At 72.7% G+C, this 23,512-nt stretch carries 17 protein-coding genes and 1 tRNA gene; 12 read left to right on the top strand and 6 right to left on the bottom strand.

Annotated elements, in window-relative coordinates:
- The first annotated feature begins 100 nt into the window (after positions 1–100).
- Both AC07AB_RS24405 and AC07AB_RS24400 read left to right on the top strand, forming a co-directional pair.
- Positions 101–1,366, top strand: coding sequence for a multicopper oxidase family protein (locus tag AC07AB_RS24405; protein WP_478570406.1), 1,266 nt, complete (start codon positions 101–103; stop codon positions 1,364–1,366).
- Positions 1,367–1,590: 224 nt separating this feature from the next.
- A tRNA-Ala gene (locus tag AC07AB_RS24400) sits at positions 1,591–1,663 on the top strand.
- A 131-nt stretch (positions 1,664–1,794) separates the two neighbouring features.
- Here AC07AB_RS24400 and AC07AB_RS24395 read toward each other — a convergent pair.
- Both AC07AB_RS24395 and AC07AB_RS24390 read right to left on the bottom strand, forming a co-directional pair.
- Positions 1,795–3,345 carry an NADH-ubiquinone oxidoreductase-F iron-sulfur binding region domain-containing protein gene (locus AC07AB_RS24395; RefSeq protein ID WP_478570403.1) on the bottom strand — a complete coding sequence of 517 codons (1,551 nt, stop codon included), beginning with the start codon at positions 3,343–3,345 and terminating at the stop codon, positions 1,795–1,797.
- On the bottom strand, positions 3,342–4,151 hold the full coding sequence (locus AC07AB_RS24390) for a hypothetical protein (protein WP_478570401.1): 810 nt from the start codon (positions 4,149–4,151) through the stop codon (positions 3,342–3,344). The genes AC07AB_RS24395 and AC07AB_RS24390 overlap by 4 nt, the downstream gene beginning before the upstream one ends.
- Positions 4,152–4,428: 277 nt before the next feature.
- On the opposite strand from AC07AB_RS24390, the gene AC07AB_RS24385 reads away from it, so the two are divergent.
- The 6 genes from AC07AB_RS24385 to AC07AB_RS24360 all read left to right on the top strand — a co-directional run bounded on the left by AC07AB_RS24385 (position 4,429) and on the right by AC07AB_RS24360 (position 16,109).
- Complete coding sequence (locus tag AC07AB_RS24385) at positions 4,429–6,393, top strand: S53 family peptidase (RefSeq protein ID WP_478570398.1); 1,965 nt, start codon at positions 4,429–4,431, stop codon at positions 6,391–6,393.
- A 416-nt stretch (positions 6,394–6,809) separates the two neighbouring features.
- The gene (gene leuS, locus AC07AB_RS24380; RefSeq protein ID WP_478570395.1) at positions 6,810–9,677 is read left to right on the top strand and encodes a leucine--tRNA ligase; all 2,868 of its coding nucleotides are present in this window, start codon (positions 6,810–6,812) and stop codon (positions 9,675–9,677) included.
- Between the two features lie 299 nt (positions 9,678–9,976).
- The gene (locus AC07AB_RS24375; RefSeq protein WP_478570393.1) at positions 9,977–10,837 is read left to right on the top strand and encodes a hypothetical protein; all 861 of its coding nucleotides are present in this window, start codon (positions 9,977–9,979) and stop codon (positions 10,835–10,837) included.
- 88 nt (positions 10,838–10,925) lie between these two features.
- Positions 10,926–11,771 (top strand): DegV family protein, encoded by an 846-nt coding sequence (locus AC07AB_RS24370; RefSeq protein WP_478570391.1) that lies wholly within the window; start codon positions 10,926–10,928, stop codon positions 11,769–11,771.
- A gap of 790 nt (positions 11,772–12,561) precedes the next feature.
- Complete coding sequence (locus AC07AB_RS24365; protein ID WP_478570388.1) at positions 12,562–13,377, top strand: ComEA family DNA-binding protein; 816 nt, start codon at positions 12,562–12,564, stop codon at positions 13,375–13,377.
- Complete coding sequence (locus AC07AB_RS24360; protein WP_478570385.1) at positions 13,374–16,109, top strand: ComEC/Rec2 family competence protein; 2,736 nt, start codon at positions 13,374–13,376, stop codon at positions 16,107–16,109. The genes AC07AB_RS24365 and AC07AB_RS24360 overlap by 4 nt, the downstream gene beginning before the upstream one ends.
- Here AC07AB_RS24360 and AC07AB_RS24355 read toward each other — a convergent pair.
- Positions 16,012–16,728, bottom strand: a complete 717-nt coding sequence (locus tag AC07AB_RS24355) for a substrate-binding domain-containing protein (protein WP_478570383.1) — start codon at positions 16,726–16,728, stop codon at positions 16,012–16,014. The two genes, AC07AB_RS24360 and AC07AB_RS24355, sit on opposite strands and share 98 nt — an antisense overlap.
- A 1-nt stretch (position 16,729) precedes the next feature.
- Positions 16,730–17,458: a FadR/GntR family transcriptional regulator gene (locus tag AC07AB_RS24350; protein WP_478570380.1), complete on the bottom strand. Its 729-nt coding sequence runs from the start codon at positions 17,456–17,458 to the stop codon at positions 16,730–16,732.
- A 213-nt stretch (positions 17,459–17,671) separates the two neighbouring features.
- Here AC07AB_RS24350 and AC07AB_RS24345 point away from each other — a divergent pair, with 213 nt between their 5' ends.
- Positions 17,672–18,598 (top strand): VOC family protein, encoded by a 927-nt coding sequence (locus AC07AB_RS24345; protein WP_478570377.1) that lies wholly within the window; start codon positions 17,672–17,674, stop codon positions 18,596–18,598.
- A 106-nt stretch (positions 18,599–18,704) separates the two neighbouring features.
- Here the strand turns inward: AC07AB_RS24345 and AC07AB_RS24340 are convergent, their stop codons facing one another.
- On the bottom strand, positions 18,705–18,953 hold the full coding sequence (locus AC07AB_RS24340) for a hypothetical protein (RefSeq protein WP_478570374.1): 249 nt from the start codon (positions 18,951–18,953) through the stop codon (positions 18,705–18,707).
- 57 nt (positions 18,954–19,010) lie between these two features.
- Between AC07AB_RS24340 and holA the strand changes: the two genes are divergently transcribed.
- Positions 19,011–20,000 carry a DNA polymerase III subunit delta gene (gene holA / locus AC07AB_RS24335; RefSeq protein WP_478570371.1) on the top strand — a complete coding sequence of 330 codons (990 nt, stop codon included), beginning with the start codon at positions 19,011–19,013 and terminating at the stop codon, positions 19,998–20,000.
- A gap of 493 nt (positions 20,001–20,493) precedes the next feature.
- Here holA and rpsT read toward each other — a convergent pair whose 3' ends face one another.
- Positions 20,494–20,760, bottom strand: a complete 267-nt coding sequence (gene rpsT, locus AC07AB_RS24330) for a 30S ribosomal protein S20 (RefSeq protein WP_363229944.1) — start codon at positions 20,758–20,760, stop codon at positions 20,494–20,496.
- Between the two features lie 207 nt (positions 20,761–20,967).
- Between rpsT and lepA the strand changes: the two genes are divergently transcribed.
- Together lepA and AC07AB_RS24320 are read left to right on the top strand one after the other, a co-directional pair.
- On the top strand, positions 20,968–22,842 hold the full coding sequence (gene lepA / locus AC07AB_RS24325; RefSeq protein ID WP_478570368.1) for a translation elongation factor 4: 1,875 nt from the start codon (positions 20,968–20,970) through the stop codon (positions 22,840–22,842).
- A gap of 235 nt (positions 22,843–23,077) precedes the next feature.
- A complete protein-coding gene (locus AC07AB_RS24320; RefSeq protein WP_478570366.1) occupies positions 23,078–23,371 on the top strand; it encodes a hypothetical protein in 294 nt (97 codons plus the stop codon).
- Positions 23,372–23,512 lie beyond the last annotated feature (141 nt).

Here is a 23,512-nt window from a genome sequence, read left to right as displayed (position 1 = left end):
CTGTCTTCTTCCCGCCGGGGACCCTTGTGGGTCTCCGGGAGGGTGTGAGTTAAGAACCCCAGGTCAGAGCGGTATTGCTCCCTTGGGGCACGACCACGCCATGGACATCACCCGTTGGAACGTCTTCTCGGGGCTGGCCGGCCTGTATCTGGTGCGCGACGACGAGGAGCGGGCGCTGCGGCTTCCGGCGGGAGAGCACGAGATACCCCTGATCATCCAGGACCGCAACCTCGACCAGGACGAGGACGGCCGGCTGACCGGGCGGCTGCTGCACAAGACCGTCGTCGTTGGGAAGGACGCCGCCGACAAGAATGTGACGCTGCCGTTCGTGGGCCCGTACACCCTGGTCAACGGCGTCATCTGGCCGCATCTGGACGTCTCGGCGCGCTGGTACCGCTTCCGGCTGCTCAACGCGGCCAACGCCCGGACCTTCCAGCTCCGGCTGGTCGACGACGCGACGGGGGAGCAGGTGCGCGGCGCGGCGTGGCAGATCGGTTCGGACGGCGGGCTGCTGCCCCGTCCCGTACCGGTCGACGAGCCGCTGTCCGTCGCACCGGCCGAGCGGATCGATCTGCTGGTCGACTTCGGGCGGCTGCGGGGGCGCCGCGTCCGGCTGGAGAACGCCGCGCCGGGCGTCCCGTACCCGCAGATCATGCAGGTGCGGGTGGGCGGCGGGCCGGTGCGCGACCCGTTCGTGCTGCCGCAGGTGGTCTCGGAGTCCTTCCGGCGCATCACCCATGACACCGTGCCGAAGCACGAGCATCGGCTGGTGGCGCTCACCCCGCCGGGCACGGTGGGCAACGCGCACCCGGAGATCTGGGAGATGCACGAGGTCGATCCGGGCCACGTCAAGATCCCCGGCGAGGGCGTGGTGCAGATCAAGGGGGCCGACGGCAAGGTGCGTACGTACCGGCGGGGCGCCCGTACCTTCGACGACGCCCTCGGCTTCATGGTCGAGCACGACGCCTGGGAGCAGTGGAGCTTCCTCAACCTGGGCGGGGCGGGGACCCATCCGATGCACATCCATCTGATCGACTTCCAGGTGCTCAGTCGCGATCTCTACCCGCAGGGCCCTGGGAGCCCGTTCGATCCCCAACTGGGCGGGACGCGCAGCCCACTGGAGTACGGGGGGACCACGACCGTCTCGCCGGGTGACTCGGCGTGGAAGGACGTCATTCAGGTTCCGCCGGGGCAGATGGTGAATGTGATCGGCCGCTTCCATGGCGCGCAGGGCCGGTTCATGTACCACTGCCATCTGCTGGAGCACGAGGACATGGGGATGATGCGGCCGCTGGTGGTGATGCCGGCCGAGGTGATGAAGCTCCACCACGGTGACGCCGGTCATGGGCACGGCGGCCACCACTGAGGTACGGAGGTCACTAAGCCACGGAGGTCGCCGCGGTCGCTGCGGTCCGGGGAGGGAGTCGCCTCGGACGTCGTCCGGCGTCATGAGGAATGAGCGGGCGCGGGGTGCTGACATACCCCGCGCCCGTGCGCTTCAAGCGTCAGCCGGCAACCGATTTGGCAAGGGGCGGGGGCATCCGTGTAATGTAGGCGGAGCCGCCGGGGCAACCGGGCGGACCGCAGCGCGGGGCTATAGCTCAGTTGGTAGAGCGCCTGCATGGCATGCAGGAGGTCAGGAGTTCAATTCTCCTTAGCTCCACAATCCGAAGATCCCGTCCAGTCGATTCGACCGGGCGGGATCTTTTCGTTGTCAGGTCCCCCGGCCCGTCGCCCGGCCCGTCGCCCGGTCCCCATAGGGGTACGCCCTCGGGCACGCGGGGCGGGCCACGCTCATTCACGCCTCTCCAGACGCAGTGCCAGCGCCGGGCAGCGGCGTACGGCCCGTAGCGCGCGCCCCCTCGAAGCCGCCGGGACCTCCCCGTTCGCGAGCGCCGGAAAGCCGTCCGGGCCGAGGTGTACGAGCTCCGGCAGCAGCCCCGCGCACAGGCCGTGGCCCTCGCACAGCGTCCAGTCGACGGCCAGCCGCTCGCCGCTCGGCACGCTCGGCCCGCCCGGTGTGCCGGGCCCGTCGGGCGACGGCAGGGGCAGTACCCCGGCGGTCCCGCGCCCGCAGCCGTCCCCCAGGACGTGCGCCGCGAGGTCGTCCGTGAACGCCGTCAGTGCCGACAGCACGAAGCGGGCCGCCCCGTCCGGATGCCCGCACGCGCCCCGTCCGCGCACGGACCGGGCCGTCTGCCGTACCGCCTCCAGCGCGTCCCGCCCGCCGCCGCCCACCACGTCCGCGAGCGCCCCGGCCAGCGCGGGCAGCCCCAGTCGGCAGGGGCCGCACTGCCCGGCCGACTCCGCGGCGAGCCACAGGGCGGCTCGTACGGTCTCGCCGAGCGGGCACGTGGCGGCGGGCAGCGGCAGGACCGCGCCCGCGCCGAGCGTCCCGCCCTGGGCCCGCAGCCCCTCGTAGGAGAGGGCGGCGCCGTACGCGGCCGACTGGTCCAGCCAGCCGCCGTGGTAGCCGCCGATCAGCACCCCCGGCGGCGCCGGATCGGCCCCGCACAGCTCCAGCACGTACGGCAGGGGCACGCCGCTCGGCGCCTCGACGACGCAGGGGCGGCGGACCGCGCCGGCCACGGTCAGCAGCAGCGTCCCCGGTTCGGCGGGGGTGCCGGTCGTGGTGTAGCGGGCCGTGCCGAGGCGGGCGGCGAGCGCCAGTTGGGCGAAGGTCTCGGTGTTGGACAGCAGCGTCGGCACGCCGCCGAGCCCCTCCTCCGAGGCGTGGACGCGCCGCCCGGGCGGCAGCGGAGAGCCGCCGTCCGCTCCGCGCAGCAGCGCGGACGCCTCGCCCGAGACCAGCCGTTCGGGCAGCCGGACGACGCGCGCGCGGAGGGCTCGCCCGCGCCGGTCGGCGAGGCCCTGTTCGGCCAGTGCGGCCCGTACGGACTCCTCGGTCGCCTCTCGTGTCACTCCGATCACCAGCGTGCGCGCGCCCAGCGCCCCGGCCGCCAGCAGCGCGCCGTCCAGCACCAAGTGCGGCGCGCGGCGCAGCAGTACGGCGTCCTTGCGGCACGCCGGTTCGCCCTCGCAGCCGTTGACCACCACGGCGGGCCGCATCCCGCGCCGCCGGGCGGCTTCCCCGACGGCCCGCATCTTCCGCGCGAACGGGAAGCCCGCTCCGCCCCGTCCCCTCAATCCGATCGTATCGGCGACCTCTGTCACCTGGTCCTCGGTGAGCGAGGGCATCGACCCGTGCACCACCAGATGCGCCCGGCGCTCCAGCCGTTCCGCGTCGCCGAATCCGGCCGTCAGCCGCGGCACCCCGAGGGTGATCACTTCGGGCACGTCGGGCAGCGGGCCGGAGGCCGGCCGCTCCCCGGGAGGCGCGCTCACGACCCGTCACCCGCCGTGTCGCGCGCGGAGCGGCCGAGGGCGGGGGAGAACGGGCCGGCCTCGGAGCGCGGCCGGGGGACCAGCGGCGCGTCGGGCGCCCGGCGCCGTGCCGACGGCACCCCCGGCGCCGTACGCGCCGGGCCGGCGGCGCGCCGCCGGGCGAGACGGGTCCGTACGAGCCGCAGGACCAGCGCGCCCGCCACCGCCGCCAGGCACAGCCCGTAGCAGGCGCTCACCCAGGCGGACGGCGGGCGGCCGGACTTGAGGCCGTGCAGGATCGCCGCGCACCAGGCCGGATACGCGCACGCGTGCAGGGCCCGCCAGCGGCCCGCGGCCCGGCCGCGCCCCGCGAAGACGCTGCGCAGGGTGCCCGTGGCCGCGGCGAGCACCATCAGATAGCCGGCCAGCGACCCCAGCCCGATGAGCCCGCCCGCGCCCCGTACGCCCATGGAGAACGGCAGCAGGGCGGCGGCCGGCCCGATGTGCGCGTCAGCGACCTTGAGGGTGATGTGCAGCAGCAGGAAGCCGAGGGCGCAGACCCCTGTGGCGCGGTGCACGGCCTGCGCGAGCAGCCGCCCGCGCGGGGTGAGCAGCATGCGGCCGGACGCGATGAGGCCCCAGACGACCGTGGCGGTCAGGGAGAGCAGCGTGAGGACGCCGCCGGTGTAGTCGAGGAACCGGCGCGGTCCGCCCGCCGCAGCGAACGGCAGCACCAGGGCGAGGGCGAGCAGTGCGAGGGTCCCGGCGGCGAGCGCTCGACGGGGCGGTCCCAGGGCTCCGGCGCGGCCTCTGCGGTGGATGTGCATGCCCGGACGCTAGGCACCGGGGCCCGGTGGTACGGCGGCCTTCCGGCAACCGCGACGGCCGGCGGTGCGCCGCTGCTAACGTCGGTTCGTTCAGCCGCGCTTCGCCGGTATCCGGTGGTGAACGCCGTATTGCATGCCTGATCATGACCCTTCCTTGGGTCCTTCTTGGTGAACGCATGCCCCCTGTATGAACAGTTGACCGAAAGAGTGACGTTTTACGTGGGTGCTACATCCGGCACCTCCGTCACATGCGATGGATCGGACCGCAGGGGGTTCCATGAGATCAAGCCGCTCCAGAGCGCGCGCCGGACTGGCCGCGGCGGCGACACTGCCGCTGGTCGCCGGCGCACTCGCGCTCGGTGTGCCCACCGCCAACGCCGACTCCGGCCCGCACGACCGGCACGCGCTCCAGGGCACCAAGCCCCTGTGGGCCACGCCGAAGGCCGACCGCGGCGACACGCCCCAGTCGAACAAGGTCGCCGTGCGCGTCTACCTCGCCGGGCGCGACGCCCCGGGCCTGGCCGCGTACGCCCGGTCCGTCTCGGACCCGAACTCGGCCTCGTACGGCAAGTACTTGAGCGCGAAGCAGGCGAAGGCCCGCTTCGGCGCCACCAAGGAGCAGATAGCCAAGGTCGGCGACTGGCTGACCTCCTCCGGCCTCAAGGTGACCGGCGCCAACGGCCACTACGTCTCCGTGAGCGGCGACACGGCCGCCGCCGAGAAGGCGTTCGGCACCCGGCTGCACAACTACGCGAAGGACGGGAAGACCTACCACGCCCCGTCCAGCGACGCCACCGTGCCCACGGCGCTGAACGGCGCGGTCCTCACCGTCGTCGGCCTCAACAACGCCCCCCGGCTGGCCAAGCACGACGCGACGCTGCCGCCCCCGAGCGCCGTCTACCGCAACTCCGGCCCGTTCTCCACGTACTACGGCTCGAAGGTCAACAAGAACCTGCCGTCGGCCTACGGGACGCACCAGCCGTACGCGGTCAAGGGCTACACCGGCAAGCAGTTGCGCGCCGCCTACGGGGCCAAGAACTTCACCGGCAAGGACGTGACCGTCGCGATCACCGACGCGTACGCCTCGCCGACCATCGCCGAGGACGCCCAGCGGTACGCCAAGCGCAACGGCGACAAGAGCTACCGCAAGGGCCAGCTCTCCCAGGTGCTGCCCGACGAGTACACGCACACCGGCGAGAACGAGTGCGGCGCGGCCGGCTGGTACGGCGAGGAGACCCTCGATGTCGAGGCCGTGCACGCCGTCGCCCCCGCGGCCGACATCGTCTACGTCGGCGCCGCGTCCTGCCAGGACGACGACTTCATCGACACCCTGAACAAGGTCGTCGACAACCGCCTCGCCGACATCGTCTCCAACTCCTGGGGCGACGTCGAGGCCAACGAGACGCCGGACACGGCCGCGGCCTACGACCGGATCTTCCAGCTGGGCGCCGTCGAGGGCATCGGCTTCTACTTCTCCTCCGGCGACAACGGCGACAACGTCGCCAAGACCGGCACGAAGCAGGTCGACACCCCCGCCAACTCCCCGTGGGTCACCTCCGTCGGCGGCACCTCGCTCGCCGTCGGCAAGGGGAACACGTACCAGTGGGAGACCGGCTGGGGCACCCACAAGTCCGACCTGTCGAAGAGCGGCGACAGCTGGACCTCGCTGCCCGGCGCGTACAACAGCGGCGCGGGCGGCGGCACCAGCAAGCTCTACGAGCAGCCCTTCTACCAGCGCGGCGTGGTCCCGGACTCGCTCTCCAAGGCGAACGGCTCCAAGCCGATGCGCGTCGAGCCCGACATCTCCGCGGTCGCCGACCCGCAGACCGGCTTCCTGGTCGGCCAGACCCAGACCTTCCCTGACGGCTCGCAGCAGTACGCCGAGTACCGCATCGGCGGCACCTCGCTGGCCGCGCCGGTGATCGCGGGCGTCCAGGCGCTCGTCCAGCAGGCGCGGCACGGCGTGCCGGTCGGCTTCGCCAACCCGGGCATCTACGACCGGTACGGCACCGGCGCCTACCACGACGTCACCGACCACCCGCTGGGCCGCGGCCGCGGCCTCGGCGTCGTCCGCGTCGACTACGCCAACGGCTTCGACGCCAAGGACGGGCTGCTCACCTCGCTGCGCAGCCTGGGCGGCGACAGCTCGCTCTCCGCGACCGTCGGCTACGACAACGTCACCGGCGTCGGCTCCCCGGCGAGCGACTACGTGACCTCGTACCGGCCGGGGAAGCGCCACTGAGCGGGGTCCCGTACGCGCCCGTACTGGCTGGGCGCCGCCAAGGCCGCTGAGCGGCCCTGACCGGCGTTGCGCTACGGGCCGCTGAGCGGCCCGGCGCCGACCGGGCGCCTCCTGCGCCGAGCGGCCCGGCGCCCGCCGGGCGCCGCCTCCGCCGATCGGCCGGCGGCCCGCCCGTACGGCGACGGCATGGCCCGCACCGGGACAAACCTCGGTGCGGGCCTTTCGGCGGCTGCGGTAACCTGACCACATGCGTGCCGTACGCCTTCTGCTTAGCTGGCCGCGCTGATCAGCACCGACCGGTGGATCCACCAGGTCGGACTCGGCGCGGCGTCCCCTCCTGTGCGAGGGGATTTTGCATTTCAGGCGCAATTCCAGATGCGGGCAGACAGGCAGAGACGATCGATGGAGCTAGGACGATGAGCGAGACCAATTCCGCCGCCGAGGCAGCCGCGCCGCACCGTTACACGGCCGCGCTGGCCGCTGACATCGAGGCACGCTGGCAGGACTTCTGGGACGCGAACGGCACGTACGAGGCGCCCAACCCCAGCGGCGACCTGGCGGGCGCGCCCGAGACCGTGGCGCTGCCCAAGAAGTTCGTCATGGACATGTTCCCCTACCCCTCGGGGGCGGGGCTGCACGTCGGCCACCCGCTGGGCTTCATCGCCACCGATGTGCACGCCCGCTACCACCGCATGACCGGCCACAACGTTCTGCACACCCTGGGCTTCGACGCCTTCGGGCTGCCTGCCGAGCAGTACGCGGTACAGACCGGCACCCACCCGCGGGCCTCGACCGAGGCCAACATCGCCAACATGCGGCGGCAGCTGCGCCGGCTGGGCCTGGGCCACGACAAGCGCCGCTCGGTCGAGACGATCGACCCCGAGTACTACAAGTGGACGCAGTGGATCTTCCTGCGGATCTTCAACTCCTGGTACGACGAGGAGGCCCGGCGCGCCCGCCCCATCGCCGAGCTGGTGGAGCAGTTCGCCGGCGGCGAGCGGCCGACCCCGGACGGGCGCCCGTGGAGCGACCTGAGCGCCGTCGAGCGCGCCGACGTCCTGAGCGGCCACCGCCTGGCCTATGCCTCCGACGCGCCCGTCAACTGGTGCCCCGGCCTGGGCACCGTACTGGCCAACGAAGAGGTCACCGCCGACGGCCGCTCCGAGCGCGGCAACTACCCCGTCTTCAAGGCCAAGCTGCGCCAGTGGAACATGCGCATCACCGCCTACGCCGACCGGCTGCTGGACGACCTGGACGGGCTGGACTGGCCCGAGGCCATCAAGCTCCAGCAGCGCAACTGGATCGGGCGCAGCGAAGGCGCGCGTGTGGTATTCCCCGTAGGGGAAGAGAAGATCACGGTATTCACCACCCGGCAGGACACGCTGTTCGGCGCGACCTACATGGTGCTGGCCCCTGAGCACGAGCTGATCGAGAAGATCACCCCGGCCGCTTGGCCGGAGGGCACCCACGAGGTCTGGACCGGCGGCCACGCCACCCCCGCCGACGCCGTCGCCGCGTACCGCAAGCAGGCCGCCTCGAAGTCGGACGTCGAGCGGCAGGCCGACGCCAAGGAGAAGACCGGCGTCTTCACCGGCGCGTACGCGACCAACCCGGTCAGCGGCGAGCGGGCCCCCGTCTTCATCGCCGACTACGTGCTCATGGGCTACGGCACCGGCGCGATCATGGCCGTCCCCGCGCACGACAGCCGCGACTTCGCCTTCGCCCGCGCCTTCGAACTGCCGATGCGCTGCGTCGTCGAGCCCGCCGACGACCGCGGCACGGACCCGGCCACTTGGGACGCCGCCTTCGACTCCTACGACGCGAAGCTGGTCAATTCCGCGAACGGGGAGATCTCGCTGGACGGCCTGGGCGTCGCCGACGCCAAGGCGACGATCACCGAGTGGCTGGCCGAGCGCGGAGTCGGCGAGAGCACCGTCAACTTCCGGCTGCGCGACTGGCTGTTCAGCCGCCAGCGCTACTGGGGCGAGCCCTTCCCGATCGTCTACGACGAGGACGGCATCGCCCACCCGCTGCCCGAGTCGATGCTGCCGCTGGAACTGCCCGAGGTCGAGGACTACTCCCCCCGGACCTTCGACGCCGACGACGCGGACACCTCCCCGGAGACCCCGCTGTCCCGCAACGAGGACTGGGTGAACGTCACCCTGGACCTCGGCGACGGCAACGGCCCGAAGCGATACCGCCGCGAGACCAACACGATGCCCAACTGGGCCGGTTCCTGCTGGTACGAACTGCGCTACCTGGACCCGCACAACAGCGAGCAGCTGGTCGCCCCGGACACCGAGCGCTACTGGATGGGCCCGCGCGAGGGCCAGCCGCACGGCGGCGTCGACCTGTACGTCGGCGGCGCGGAGCACGCCGTGCTGCACCTGCTGTACGCGCGCTTCTGGTCCAAGGTGCTCTTCGACCTGGGGCACATCTCCTCCGCCGAGCCGTTCCACAAGCTGTACAACCAGGGCATGATCCAGGCGTACGTCTACCGCGACAGCCGCGGCATCGCCGTACCGGCCGCCGAGGTGGAGGAGCGCGACGGCGCGTACTACTACCAGGGCGAGCAGGTCAGCCGGCTGCTGGGCAAGATGGGCAAGTCCCTGAAGAACGCCGTCACGCCGGACGAGATCTGCGCCGAGTACGGCGCCGACACGCTGCGCCTGTACGAGATGGCGATGGGCCCCCTGGACGTCTCGCGCCCCTGGGACACGCGGGCCGTCGTCGGCCAGTACCGGCTGCTGCAGCGCCTGTGGCGCAACGTCGTGGACGAGGCCACCGGCGAGGTCGCGGTCGCCGACGCCGAGCCCGACGAGGACACGCTGCGCGCCCTGCACAAGGCCATCGACGGCGTCCGGCAGGACCTGTCCGGGCTGCGCTTCAACACCGCCATCGCCAAGATCACCGAGCTGAACAACCACGTCACCAAGGTGCGCGAGGTGCCGCGGTCCGTCGCCGAGCCGCTGGTGCTGCTGATCGCTCCGCTGGCCCCGCACATCGCCGAGGAGCTGTGGCGCAAGCTGGGCCACCAGGACTCCGTGGTCCACCACGACTTCCCGGTCGCCGACCCCGCGTACGTCGTCGACGAGAGCGTGACCTGCGTCGTACAGATCAAGGGCAAGGTCAAGGCGCGGCTGGAGGTCTCCCCGTCGATCTCCGACGAGGAGCTGGAGAAGCTGGCGCTGGCCGACGCGGCCGTGGTCGCGGCGCTGGGCGGCGCGGGCATCCGGAAGGTGATCGTCCGGGCGCCGAAGCTGGTGAACATCGTTCCCGCGTAGCCGCCGGAGTGACGCCTCGGGGCGCTGCCCCGAGGCCGGGGATTTCCCGAGGTCGGGGTTGTTCCCTAAGGGCAGGTTGGGGGTCCATTCGGACCCGCGGCCTGCCCGCGGCGGTTACGGTGGAGGAAGACGGTGGAGGAAGGCGGAAGACCACCGACGGATGGACGACCGACGGATGCCGGAAAGCCGGAAAGCCGGAATGCCGGATTGCCGGATTGCCGGAAGAAGGCTGCGGAGCCCGCAGCGGGACCGCCGACGGCCGTTGGAGAACATTCCCGCCGAGCCGCTGAGGAGCGCCCATGGAGGTCGTCGCCGTGATCGTTGCGCTGTTCTTCGCGGTATTCGTGGCGCTGGGGGTGATCGCCGCCGTCAAGACCGTACGGGCCGTGAAGCGCGGCGTCGACCGCACGGTCCACCAGACCCGGCGGACGGTCGAGGACACCCGGCTGAAGGCCAAGCAGTACACCCAGTCCGGCGCCGTCGGCGAACTGGCCGAGCTGCGGCTGTCGCTGCGCTCCGCGATGCGGGCGACGCAGGACGCGCTGCGCCTCGCCGTCCCGGAGGACGCCTCGCTGTCCGAGGCGATGGGCCTCTTCGAGCGGCTCAGCGAGCACGGTCACCAGCTCGACGACGAGCTGCGGCGGCTGGAGGGCGAGCCGGACAAGGCCCGCGTCGCGGCCCGGCTGCCCGAACTGCGGGAGCGTACGGACCGGGTGCGGCACTCCGCGAACTCGCTGCGCTGGGCGGCGCAGGACCGGGCCCGGCAGTTCAGCGATGACGACTTCGCGGCGCTCAACGACCAGATCGACCTGGAGGCGGGGGCGCTGCGGCACTGGGTGCCCGCGGATGGGGCGGGCGGGGTCGATGGGCTCGACGGGGTCGATGGGGTCGACGGCGGGTTGGGCGCGGCCGGGTCGAAGGGTGCGGCCGGTTCGAAGGGCGCGGAGCGGGCCGGTTCCGGGAGGGCTACGGGTGCGGGCACGGGGCGCGGCAGCACTACGGGCGCGGGTCAGGGCGACGGGTCCGGGAGCGTTACGGGCGCGGGCGCGGGCGCGGGTGAGGGGGCCGGGGGCAAGCCGTCCGCGATCTCGGGCGGCCGGGACTGGCGACGCCCCGCCTACCCCTGGCAGAAGACCGGACGACCCGAGAACACCCTCTGACCTCACTGGGCAACGCACGTAAGGTGGGGTGATCGACCGGCGGGGTCTGCACTGCCGCCGGAAGAGCCCGACGGGTAACCTCCGGGGCATGTCCCCCCATGTCGCGATCATCACCGATTCCACGGCCTACCTGCCGCAGCAGGCGATGGAGCGGCACCGCATCACGAGCGTGCCGCTGACGGTCGTGCTCGGCGACGAGGCGCTCGAAGAGGGCACCGAGATCTCGGCCCGCTCGGTCGCGACGGCCCTCCAGAAGCGCCGGCCGGTGACGACCTCCCGGCCGAGCCCCGCGGTCTTCGCCGCCGCCTATCGCGCGGCGGCCGAGGCGGGCGCGACGGGCATCGTGTCGCTGCATCTGTCGGCCGAGTTCTCCGGTACGTACGACGCGGCGGTGCTCGCGGCGCGGGAAGCGCCCGTTCCGGTACGGGCCGTGGACACCGGCATGGTCGCGATGGCCCTCGGCTTCTGCGCCCTGGCCGCCGCCGAGACGGCGGACGCAGGCGGGTCCTTGGACGAGGCCGTCGCGGCGGCCGAGAAGCGGGCCGAAGGCACCGCCGCGTACTTCTACGTCGACACCCTCGACTATCTGCGGCGAGGCGGCCGGATCGGCGCCGCTCAGGCGCTGCTGGGCTCGGCCCTCGCGGTCAAGCCGCTGCTGCAACTGGACGGCGGCCGGATCGAGTTGATGGAGAAGGTGCGTACGGCCTCGAAGGGCATAGCCCGGCTGGAGGAGATCGTGGTCGAGCGGGCCGGGGCGAGCCGCGTCGATGTCGCGGTGCACCATCTGGCAGCCGCCGAACGGGCCGACGTACTCGCCGAGCGGCTGCGGGGCCGGCTGCCGGACCTTGCGGAACTGCACGTCAGCGAGGTGGGCGCGGTGATCGGGGCGCACACGGGGCCGGGGCTGCTGGGGGCTGTGGTCTCGCCTCGGTGACCACCCGTGAGGGTGACCGGGTTATCCACAACTGGCGAGTTATCCACGGAATTTGAGGGCTTTCAGCGGGATCGGCTGATCGTGCCTACCGTCGGTTGGCATGACACCACGATCACGCACAGCGACGACGGGGCCGGGGCGCGGCGCCGACCCACGCACCCGCCGACGCTGGGCCTCGCGCCGCGCGCCGAGCCCGGTTCCGGCTGCGGCCCGCGAGCGCGCGGCCGAACTCTTCGCGGATGCGCCGGGGCGGGCTGCGGCGGTTTCGGGGGACGTGTCGTCGGGGGGCTGGGGTGGGCGTGGGGCGGGTGCGTTTGGTGATGGCGGGCGGTGGCTGTCGGGGCTGGGGCTTGCGCCGGTGCTGGTACCGGTGCCCTCGTCGGGTACGGGGGGCGGGAGCGGGGCGTTGGGCTTCGGCCCCCGCGACGGGAGGGAGGCACCGCTACGGGCTCCCGACGGGGCGTCCGCTGGCGCGCTGCTCGCTGACGGGGCTGCCCGTACGGTCGTCGGCGCTCGTGGGGGCGTGGGGGCTGGACCCGCTGTTGGTGCGGTGGCCGGTGCGGGGGCCGTGGCTGGGCGCTTGGCGGTGCCCTCGGATGCGGGGGACAACGGGGGCGGCCATCGCGATCGGGACATCGGGGTTGATCGGCTTGGCCCGGGCGGCGTGGTCAGCCGGGGCAGTCGAGTCAGCCCGAGTGGCGGGGGCGGCTTGGGCGATTGGGACGGCCGAAGTGGCGAGCACAGCCGGGGTGATCGGGGCAGCCGGGGTGGCCTGTCCGATGTGTTCCGGATGAAGCCGGAGAGCGGTACGAGCCGGGGCGCGGCGGAGGCGCCCGGCGTCGTCGGCGGAGGTGTCGGTGGCGATGGTGGAGGGGGCCAGGGCCGCAGCGGCAGCGGCATTGGCAGCGAGGCGCGTGTCCAGGAGCAGCGTGGCCACTGGGCGCTCGGGCTGGGGGAGCGGGTACGCCTGTGGGTCCAGCTCCGTTGCGGTATCGAACCGAAGACGCTGGCGGCCGTGGCGGCGGTGCTGCTGGCCGTGTGCGTCTTCGCGGTCCACCACTTCTGGACGGGTCGTCCGCAGACGGTACGGGCACCCGCCGCCGAGTCCGCGAGGCCGCGCCCCACTCCGGCTCCACCAGCCGTGGCAGGCCGGGGTGGGCAGCGGGTCGTGGTCGACGTCGTGGGGAAGGTGCGTGCGCCCGGTGTCCGTCGGCTGCCGGCCGGTGCGCGGGTCGCCGACGCGCTCAGGGCGGCGGGCGGCGTCCGGGAGGGAACGGACACCAGCGGCTTGAACCGGGCCCGGGTCCTCACGGACGGCGAACAGATCGCGGTGGGGAAGCCGCCGGCCGCCGCCCCCGCCCCGGCCCCCGCTTCGGAGCCGGGCGGGGCCCCGGGCGGAGCCGCCGGCCCGGCCGCGCCGATCAGCCTCAATTCCGCTACCGCCGCGCAACTCGACACCCTCCCCGGCGTCGGCCCCGTGCTGGCCCAGCACATCCTCGACTACCGCTCCCAGCACGGCGGGTTCACCTCCATCGACGAACTCCGCCACGTCAACGGCATCGGCGCCCGCCGCTTCGCCGACCTCCGCCCGCTGGTCCAGCCATGACCGTCCCCCGCCACGCGGTCCACGCCGGCGCGCGCTCTCCGCACGGCGCCGCCGACCCGCACCAGGAAGGCCCGCCCGATCTGCGCCTCGTTCTTCCCGCCCTCGCGACATGGGCGGCCGCGGCCCTCGCGCTGACTGCCCCCGGCACCGCCGTGGCGGTGGCCTGCGGGAGCGCTGCCCTGGTAGCCGCCCTGTTGCTGCTGGCCGCGCGCCGGAACGGGGGGACGATCATGCGCATTGCTGAGCCGTCGCGGTCGCCGTCGCCGTCGCCATCGCCGGCTGGGCCGGCTCCGCCGCGGCAGGCGGGGCAGGCGGGCCGGGCGGTTCGCGCGGTACGGACAGGGACGGGGGATGAACCGCACAGGGGCCCGGCGCGGCGGCGGACGCCCGGCACGAGGGTGGCAGTCGCGACCGTGCTGCTCTGCGCCGCGGCCGGTGCGGCCTCGGCCGCCCTGCACGCCGCGGACACCCGGCGCGGGCCGCTTCCGGGGCTGGCCCGGCAGTACGGCGACGCGGCCATGGAACTGACGGTCACCGATGACCCGCACGTCGTGCGCCCGAAGGCGCGCGGGGCGGTGCGGGCCGCTCCGGGCGTCATGTTCGAGGCGGAGGCGGGCCGGGTCACCACGGCGGACGGCCGCACGACGGCCACCCGGACGCCGGTGCTCGTCATCGTCCGGCAGCCCAGCGCCAGGACCCGGCCGCCCGCCGACTGGCTGCGCCTGCTTCCCTCCACACGGCTGCGTGTACGGGCACAACTGGCCCCGCCCTCGCACGGAGGCGACCGGATCGCCGCAGTGGTGCGCGTCGGAGGCGGCGGTCCGCCGCGGGTGACCGGCCCGCCGACGGCGGTGCAGCGTGTGGCGGGGCGGCTGCGCGCGGGGTTGCGCGAGGCGACCGACGGGCTGGCGCCGGATGCCCGCGCGCTGTTGCCGGGGCTGGTGGTGGGCGACACCGCCCGGGTCCCACCCGAACTCGACGCGGCGTTCCGGGCCACGGACCTGACGCATCTGCTCGCGGTCTCCGGCAGCAACCTGACGATCATCCTCGTGCTGCTGATCGGCCCCGCGCACCTCGCGGTGCGCGCGGAGCGGCGCGGGCTGGCGGCTCGGCTCGGGGTGCCGCTGCGGGGCACGGCGTGGCTCGGCGGCGGGCTTACGCTCGCGTTCGTCGTCGTGTGCCGCCCGGACCCCAGCGTGCTCCGGGCCGCGGCGTGCGGGCTCATCATGCTGCTCGCCATCGGCACCGGCCGCCGTCGGGCCTTGCTGCCCGCGCTGGCCGGGGCCGTGATGCTGCTGGTCTTCTACGATCCGTGGCTGGCGCGCAGCTATGGCTTCGTGCTGTCCGTGCTCGCCACCGGCGCCCTCCTGACCATCGCCCCGCGCTGGAGCGCGGCCCTGCGACGGCGTGGGACGCCGCCTCGGGTGGCCGAGGCGCTCGCCGCGGCCGCGGCGGCCCAGGCGGTCTGTGCCCCGGTCGTCGTGGTGCTGGCCGCCCGCGTCAGCCTTGTCGCCGTCCCCTGCAACCTCCTGGCCGAGCTGGCGGTCGGCCCCGCCACGGTGCTCGGGTTCGCCGCGCTCGCCGTCGCGCCGTTCGCCCTGCCGGTGGCCGAGTTCCTCGCCTGGCTCGCGGGGTGGCCGGCCGGCTGGATCGCCTCGGTGGCCCGTACGGGCGCGGGGCTGCCGGGCGCGGAGTTCGGCTGGCCGGAGGGGTGGGGCGGCGGGCTGCTGCTGGCGGTGGTCACGGGGTTCGCCGTGTTCGCGGCCCGCAGGGCGCTGCGGCACCCCCTGCTGTGCGCGGCGTGCGCGTTGCTCCTGCTCGTCGCGATCGTCCGCCCGGCCCCGCTGACCCGGGCGATCACCGGCTGGCCGCCGCCCGGCTGGCGCATGGTGGCGTGCGATGTGGGTCAGGGCGACGCGCTGGTCCTGGCCGCCGGTCGCGGCACGGCTGTCGTGGTGGACACCGGGCCCGAACCCCGCGCCGTCGACCGGTGCCTGAGCGCCCTCGGCGTGGACACCGTGCCGCTTTTGGTCCTCACGCACTTTCACGCCGACCACACCGAGGGGCTGCCCGGCGCGCTGCGCGGCCGGGCCGTCGGCGCGATCGAGACGACGACGCTCGAAGAGCCGCCCGACCAGGTGGCGGCCGTGCGGCGTGCGGCGGCCGCCGGGCGGGTGCCGGTGATCGCCGCGATGCCGGGGGAGCGGCGGCGCGTCGGCGGGCTCTCCTGGGAGGTGCTGTGGCCCCCGCCCCCGCCCCTGTCCGGCCCCGCACCGGCAGCCGTCGAGGACGGCCCCAACGACGCGAGCGTCACGCTCCTCGTCCGTACGGCGGGGCTGACCGTGCTCCTGCTGGGAGACCTCGAACCGCCCGCGCAGCAGGCCCTGCTGGCGGCCCACCCCGAGTTGCCGACGGTGGATGTGGTCAAGGTCGCTCATCACGGGTCGGCGTTCCAGGACCCCGAGTTGATGCGTCGCCTGAGACCGCGCCTCGCCGTGATCTCCTGCGGGGCGCACAACCTGTACGGGCACCCGTCGGCCCGTACGGTCGCGGCGTTGCGGTCCGGCGGTGCGGCCGTGCTGCGCACCGATAGGGACGGGCCGATCGCGGTGCTGGGGGACGGCTCCGGGGTGCTCAGGGCTGGGCGCAGGGGGAGTCCGGCCGGGCCCGCAGGTCGGCGCAGGGCACGTGGCCGTAGGTCCGCATGGTGTTCTTGGTGGTGTCGCCGCTGAGGTAGGTGAGGAACTTGGCGGTGAGGGAGCCGTTCTTGGGAGGCCCGTAGGTGTAGAAGTTCTCGACCGCCCAGAAGGGATAGGTGTTTTGACGTACGCGCTCGATGTCGGGTTCGCCGCCGTCCAGCAGGATGCGGTTGACGTTCGGCTGCTTGGTGGCGGCGGACATCTCGCCGTAGCCGATGGCGCCCGGTACCCGGTTGACCTCGGCGACGAGCTGGTCGGTGCTGCTCAGCTCGCAGTTGACGAACCGTGCGGAGGGAATCCGGTCCTTGTTGTGGCAGTCGTCGGAGGAGGCGACGGGCTCCGTGCCGCCCCGCAGCACCTTCTGCTCGAAGACCTTGCGGGTGCCGGAGTTGGAGGTGCGGCTGACGAAGCGGATTTCCTGGCCGTTGCCGTTGAGCTGGTTCCAGTTGCGGTACTTCCCGGCGTAGACGTCCCGCAGTTGACGCAGCGTCAGGTTATGTATCCCCGTGTCCTTGTTGACCACGACGCTGAAGATCACGACGCCTACCGGCTGCCCCCGCAGCTGCTGGAAGCTGCGGGGAGCGGGCCCGTCCGACACGGCGATGCGGGCAGGGGCGTCATGGGCGCCGGGCCGGCCCGGCGAAGCGGTCACCTCAAGAGCCCTCCGGGAACGGGGCGTTGTCCAGCGGGCTCCTGGGGCTGGTGTGGTGCTCGCGGATCAGCCGCAGCGCTGCGTCGCGGTCCCGCCGTTCGAGCGCGTCCACGATGTCGCGGTGCAGCTCGTGGCGGTGGGCGATGTACTCGCCGAGCGGCTGTTCACCGCCCGGCAGGACGCCCAGCGTGTGCGACTCGATGAGATCGAGCAGGTTGTTGTAGAGCGAGCGGAGCAGGGCGTTCGGGCTGATCGCCGCGATCTGCGCGTGGAGCCGCCAGTTCGCGCGCACGAAGGCGTCGGCATCGGCGCCCTCCACGGCCCGCGCCATGACATCGAGTTGCCGGCGCAGCCGGGCGAAGTCGGCCGGCGAGGCGTGCCAGAGCGCGTCCTCGATCAGCAGCGGATCGAGCGCGTCCCTGATGCGGACGGCTTCGGCGACGTCCGTCTCCTGCGCGTCGAGGGCGAGGACGGAGTTGCCCAGTCTGACCATCGGCGACGGCTCCGAGGAGAAGATCCCGCCGCCCGGCCCCGGGCGGACGGTCACGAGGCCGCGCGCCTGGAGGAGTCTCAGGGATTCGTTGAACGTTCCCACGGAGACGGCGCACTGACCGCGCAGCTCTTCCTTGGTGCCGAGCCGGGTGCCGGGCGCGGCGTCCTTGACCAGCGCGGCGACGCGGCCCGCGGCCTGTTCGGCCCGACTGGGTGCTGCGGGGCGAGCGGTGTTCACGGCGCTCCTCGACATAGCCGAATGTATTCATTATGGATATTACATCGACGCCCTCTTGACGCTCTGAACAGCAGCGGCACAGTATCCCTGTAATCATCATGCTCAATTGGCAGAGTCTGCTGGCAGTCGCCACGTCCCCGCCAGCATGCGGACTTGCGGACGGGTGAATGTGTGGACGTGCGGATGAACACCTACGGACGAAGGAGCCCCGCCATGGCGCTGCACCGCCTGATCTCCATCACCATGGGCGTCCCCCATGTCGCCGAGACGGCCGCGTACTACGCCGACCTCGGACTCTCTCCGGACGGCGACGGCTGGTTCGCCACCCGCGACGCGGGGCGCCAACTGCGCATCGTGCACGCCCCGACCCGCCGCCTGACCGAAGTGCGCATCGGCGTCGACGACCCCGATGACCTCGCGGCCGCGGCGTTCCGGCTCGAACGCATCGGTGTGCGGGGCGAGTCCACGGGCACGTCGCTGACCACGTACGACAAGGCCACCGGTTTACGCGCCGTCCTCGACGTCGCCCCGCGAATGGCACAGCCGACGGTCCCGGCCACGCCCTGCAACGGGCCCGGCCGCGTCGAGCGCGCGGGCTCGCGCGCGCCGGGCACCCAGCGCTCCGCACCGGTCCGCCCGCGCAAGCTCGGCCACGCCGTCGTCGGCACGGCCGACTTCGACGCCACGACCGCCTTCTTCCGCGACGGCCTCGGGCTCAAGGCCAGTGACTACATCAAGGACTCCGGCGCCTTCCTGCGCTGCTCCACCGATCACCACAACATCCTCGTCCTCAAGGCGCCCGTCACCTTCCTGCACCACACGTCCTGGCAGGTGGACGACGTCGACGAGGTCGGCCGCGGCGCGGCCGCCATGCTGGAGGACCACCCGGAGCGGCACGTCTGGGGCCTGGGCCGCCACCACGCCGGGTCCAACTTCTTCTGGTACCTCAAGGACCCGGCCGGCAACTTCTCCGAGTACTACTCCGACATGGACTGCGTCATCGACGACCAACTGTGGGCGCCCGAGGTCTTCGAAGGCGCCAAGGGGCTGTTCAGCTGGGGCCCGCCGCCGCCCCCGTCCTTCCTGCACCCCGAGGACCTCGCCGCCCTCATGACCCAAAGCCACAGTGCGACGGGATGACCCTGTGGCCAAAGCCGGTCCCGGAGCCGGTCCCGGAGTCACAGCCGGTCTGAGATCCAAAGCCGGACTGAGATCCCAACGCGGTCCCGGAGCTGGAACGGGCGGGTCAGTGGCCGGCTTCCCGCCAGCCCTCCCACTCCGCGGCGAACTCGTCCAGCGCCGCGGCGTCGAGCCGCCCCGCCGGGTCCTCGATCACCACCAGCCACTGCGCGTCCTCGGCGTCGTCCTCGCCCGCCAGCGCGTCCCGGACGAGCTGCGGCTCCTCACGCACGCCGAAGCGGTCCCCAAGGGACTCCGCCACCTCCTCCGCGGCATCCCGGTCGGGCAGCACCAGCACATGTCGTACGTCGCTCACCCCCACATTCTCCGGCACGCGCGGCGCTGTCAGTGCCGCATGGGATGCTGGACCGCGATGGCCAGGAAACCTTCCCCCGACGACCTGCTCGCCCCCGTCACGCTCGCGGTGGGCCAGGAGGACCTCCTCCTCGACCGAGCCGTGCAGCAGGTGGTGGCGGCCGCCCGCGCCGCCGACGCGGACACCGACGTGCGCGACCTCACCTCCGACGCGCTCCAGCCCGGCACGCTCGCCCAGCTGACCAGCCCGTCCCTCTTCGCCGAGCGCAAGGTCGTGGTCGTCCGCAACGCCCAGGACCTCTCCGCGGACACGATCAAGGATGTGAAGGGCTATCTCTCGGCGCCCGCCGAGGAGATCACGCTCGTTCTGCTGCACGCCGGCGGCGCCAAGGGCAAGGGCCTGCTGGACGCGGCCCGCAAGGCGGGGGCCCGCGAGGTCGCCTGCCCCAAGATGACCAAGCCCGCCGACCGGCTCGCGTTCGTACGCTCCGAGTTCCGCGCCACCGGCCGCTCCGCCACCCCCGAGGCATGCCAGTCCCTCGTGGACGCCATCGGCAGCGACCTGCGCGAGCTGGCCAGCGCCTGCTCCCAGCTCGTCGCGGACGTCGAGGGCACCATCGACGAAGCCGTGGTCGCCCGCTATTACACGGGCCGCGCCGAGGCGTCCAGCTTCACCGTCGCCGACCGCGCCGTCGAGGGCAGGGCCGCCGAGGCCCTGGAGGCGCTGCGCTGGTCGATGTCCACCGGAGTCGCGCCCGTACTGATCACCAGCGCCCTGGCCCAGGGCGTCCGGGCGATCGGCAAGCTGGCCTCCGCCCCGCGCGGCGCCCGCCCCGGCGACCTGGCCCGCGACCTGGGCATGCCGCCCTGGAAGATCGACCGCGTGCGCCAGCAGATGCGCGGCTGGTCCGCGGACGGCGTCGCCGACGCGTTGCGCGCCGTCGCCGAGGCCGACGCGGGCGTCAAGGGCGGCGGCGACGACCCGGAGTACGCCCTGGAGAAGGCCGTCGTCGCGGTGGCCCGCGCCGCCCGCGCCCAAAGCCGGTAACCGCGCGACCGGAAGCCTCCCCGTCGGCACGGCGGCCTGGGGCACGTAACGGCGGGGTGGGGCACGTAACGGTTAACGGTGGCGCCGGCCCGTACGGACCGGCGTGCGGTACGCGAGGTCGGCGTGCGGTACGCGGTACGCGAGGCCGGTATGCGGTACGCGCCACCCGCCGACGCGCGGGCCATATGCACTTCCCCACACATCCCGTGAACAACACCAAGCCCCGTGGACAACACCAAGCTCCGTGAACAACACGAGCAGCCCCGTAAACACGTCGAAGGCCCCGAGCCGCCCTGGGGAAGGGCAGGCTCGGGGCCTTCGGATTCACGCTGTGTGCGCCGCACCCGCGTGGCGAACGCAGGCTCGTGTGCGGCGCGGTGCCCCAGTCAATGGCTGGAGCCTCCGGACCGGAGCGGTAGAGAGGGTCCGCTGAGTCCTGTCCGGCGAGTCCGGGGCAGTGCCCCGAGGTAATGCTGTGGAGCTACGCGAGGCTTCAGCCCTGGAGCGAGGCGACCCGCTTGGCCATCGCCGACTTCTTGTTGGCGGCGGCGTTCTTGTGGATCACGCCACTGCTGGCGGCCTTGTCGAGCTTCTTGCCGGCGAGGGCGGCGGCAGCGGTGGCCTTCTCCAGGTCACCGGCGGCAACGGCCTCGCGGGTCTGACGGATCGCGGTCTTGAGCGAGGACTTGACGGCCTTGTTACGCAGGCGCGCCTTCTCGTTCGTCTTGTTCCGCTTGATCTGGGACTTGATGTTCGCCACGAAAGAGCCTTCTCAGGTTCGTCGGATTTCCATGAGCGCCTCGCACACAGAGGGCACGAGGCACAGTGGACCAGGCTACCAGCAGGCTCTCCGGCCTCCCAAACCGGACCTCGGCCGCCGCTCATGGGACGATGGGGGCGTATGCCCGAGCCCCGCCTAGCCGCGCTCAGCCGCGCTAGCCGCGTTCAATCACCGAATGGACCCTGCGTGCCCGCGACCCCTTCGAACGTGCCGGAGCCGAGCCGTACCGACCCGGCTCTCATCCGTAACTTCTGCATCATCGCGCACATCGACCACGGAAAGTCGACGCTCGCCGACCGGATGCTCCAGCTGACCGGAGTGGTCGACCAGCGGCAGATGCGCGCGCAGTACCTCGACCGCATGGACATCGAGCGTGAGCGCGGCATCACGATCAAGTCCCAGGCGGTCCGGCTGCCCTGGGCGCCCACGGAGGGCCCGGAGCAGGGTGCGACCCATGTCTTGAACATGATCGACACCCCGGGGCACGTGGACTTCACGTACGAGGTCTCCCGCTCCCTCGCCGCGTGCGAGGGCTGCATCCTCCTCGTCGACGCGGCCCAGGGCATCGAGGCGCAGACCCTCGCCAACCTGTACCTGGCGATGGAGAACGACCTCACGATCATCCCGGTCCTCAACAAGATCGACCTGCCCGCGGCCCAGCCCGAGAAGTTCGCCGCCGAGCTGGCGCACCTCATCGGCTGCGACCCCTCCGACGTGCTCAAGGTCTCCGCCAAGACCGGTGAGGGCGTCGACGTGCTGCTCGACAAGGTCGTCGCCGAGGTCCCGCCCCCGGTCGGCGTCGCGGACGCCCCGGCCCGCGCGATGATCTTCGACTCGGTGTACGACTCCTACCGCGGCGTGGTCACCTACGTCAGGGTCGTCGACGGTCAGCTCAACAAGCGCGAGCGGATCCGGATGATGTCCACCGGGGCCACGCACGAGCTGCTGGAGATCGGCGTCTCCTCGCCCGAGATGAAGGCCGCCGACGGCATCGGCGTCGGCGAGGTCGGCTACATCATCACCGGCGTGAAGGACGTGCGGCAGTCCAAGGTCGGTGACACGATCACCTCCCTCAACAAGGGCGCCACCAAGCCCCTGGGCGGCTACAAGGACCCGCGGCCGATGGTGTTCTCGGGCCTGTACCCGCTGGACGGCTCGGACTACCCGGAGCTGCGCGAGGCCCTCGACAAGCTCCAGCTCAACGACGCCGCGCTGGTCTACGAGCCGGAGACCTCCGCCGCGCTCGGCTTCGGCTTCCGCGTCGGCTTCCTCGGCCTGCTGCACCTGGACGTGGTCCGGGAGCGGCTGGAGCGCGAGTTCGGCCTCGACCTGATCGCCACCGCCCCCAATGTGGTCTACCGCGTGATCATGGAGGACGGCACCGAGCACACGGTCACCAACCCGAGCGAGTTCCCCGAGGGCAAGATCGCCGAGGTGCACGAGCCGGTCGTCCGCGCGACCGTGCTGGCCCCCAGCGAGTTCATCGGCTCGATCATGGAGCTCTGCCAGGCCCGCCGCGGCTCGCTGCTCGGCATGGACTACCTCTCCGAGGACCGCGTCGAGCTGCGCTACACCCTCCCGCTCGCCGAGATCGTCTTCGACTTCTTCGACCACCTGAAGTCCAAGACCCGCGGCTACGCCTCGCTCGACTACGAGCCCACCGGCGAGCAGGAGGCGCAGCTCGTCAAGGTCGACATCCTGCTGCACGGCGACAAGGTCGACGCCTTCTCCGCGGTCACCCACAAGGACAAGGCGTACGCGTACGGGGTGCGGCTGGTCGCCAAGTTGCGCGAGCTCATCCCGCGGCAGAACTTCGAGGTGCCCATCCAGGCCGCCATCGGCAGCCGCGTCATCGCCCGTGAGACGGTGCGCGCGATCCGCAAGGACGTGCTCGCCAAGTGCTACGGCGGTGACATCTCCCGCAAGCGGAAGCTGCTGGAGAAGCAGAAGGAGGGCAAGAAGCGGATGAAGATGGTCGGCAACGTGGAGGTGCCGCAGGAGGCGTTCATCGCGGTGCTGTCCTCGGACTCCGACGGTTCGGACGCCAAAGCCAAGAAGTGACCGCCGGCGGGGCTCGGCGCGGGCCCCTCGCCGGGTCGGCCGGACGGCGGCCCCCGCACCCACCGCGCACAGGGCGCCCGCACCGGTACGACCGGGGCGGGCGCCCTGTGCGGCATTCGGGTGGTCGTACGGGCACGTGGCGCAAACAGGTCGCCGCGCGGGGTTTCCGATCGACGCACGGTCCCGTTACGGATACCGACAGCGACACCCGTCGCTGCGGAAAGGGAATCCGACAGTGAAGTACACGAAGGCCGCCGCAGTCGTTGCCGGTTCGCTGATGGCGCTCGGCAGCGCCGCGCCCGCGTTCGCGGACGGCGGCGCCGAGGCCAACGCCCGGCCCGGCCAGGCCACCGCGGGACCGCTGAAGGACGTCGACGTCAAGGGGCTCGTCGGCGCGGTCGACGAGCTGGGCAGCGCGTTCGACCGTACGCAGGGCGCCGGAGCGGACAGCGCGGGTCCGCGGGCCGCCAATTCCAGGAATTCGACCATGGTCGGCGGCCTGCCGATCAGCTCGCCGCTGGGCGGCTGACGGCCTCCGCCGTACGAGCGGCCGTGCCGACGGTCGGGGGGGGGGGGGGGGGGGGGGGGGGGGGGGGGGGGGGGGGGGGGGGGGGGGGGGGGGGGGGGGGTGGGGGGGGGGGGGGGGGGGGGGGGAGGGGGGGGGGGGTGA

This window comes from Streptomyces sp. NPDC044033, assembly GCF_056434425.1.
Note: the sequence above shows the minus strand (reverse complement) of the source record. Positions and strands in the feature narration are given on the sequence as shown.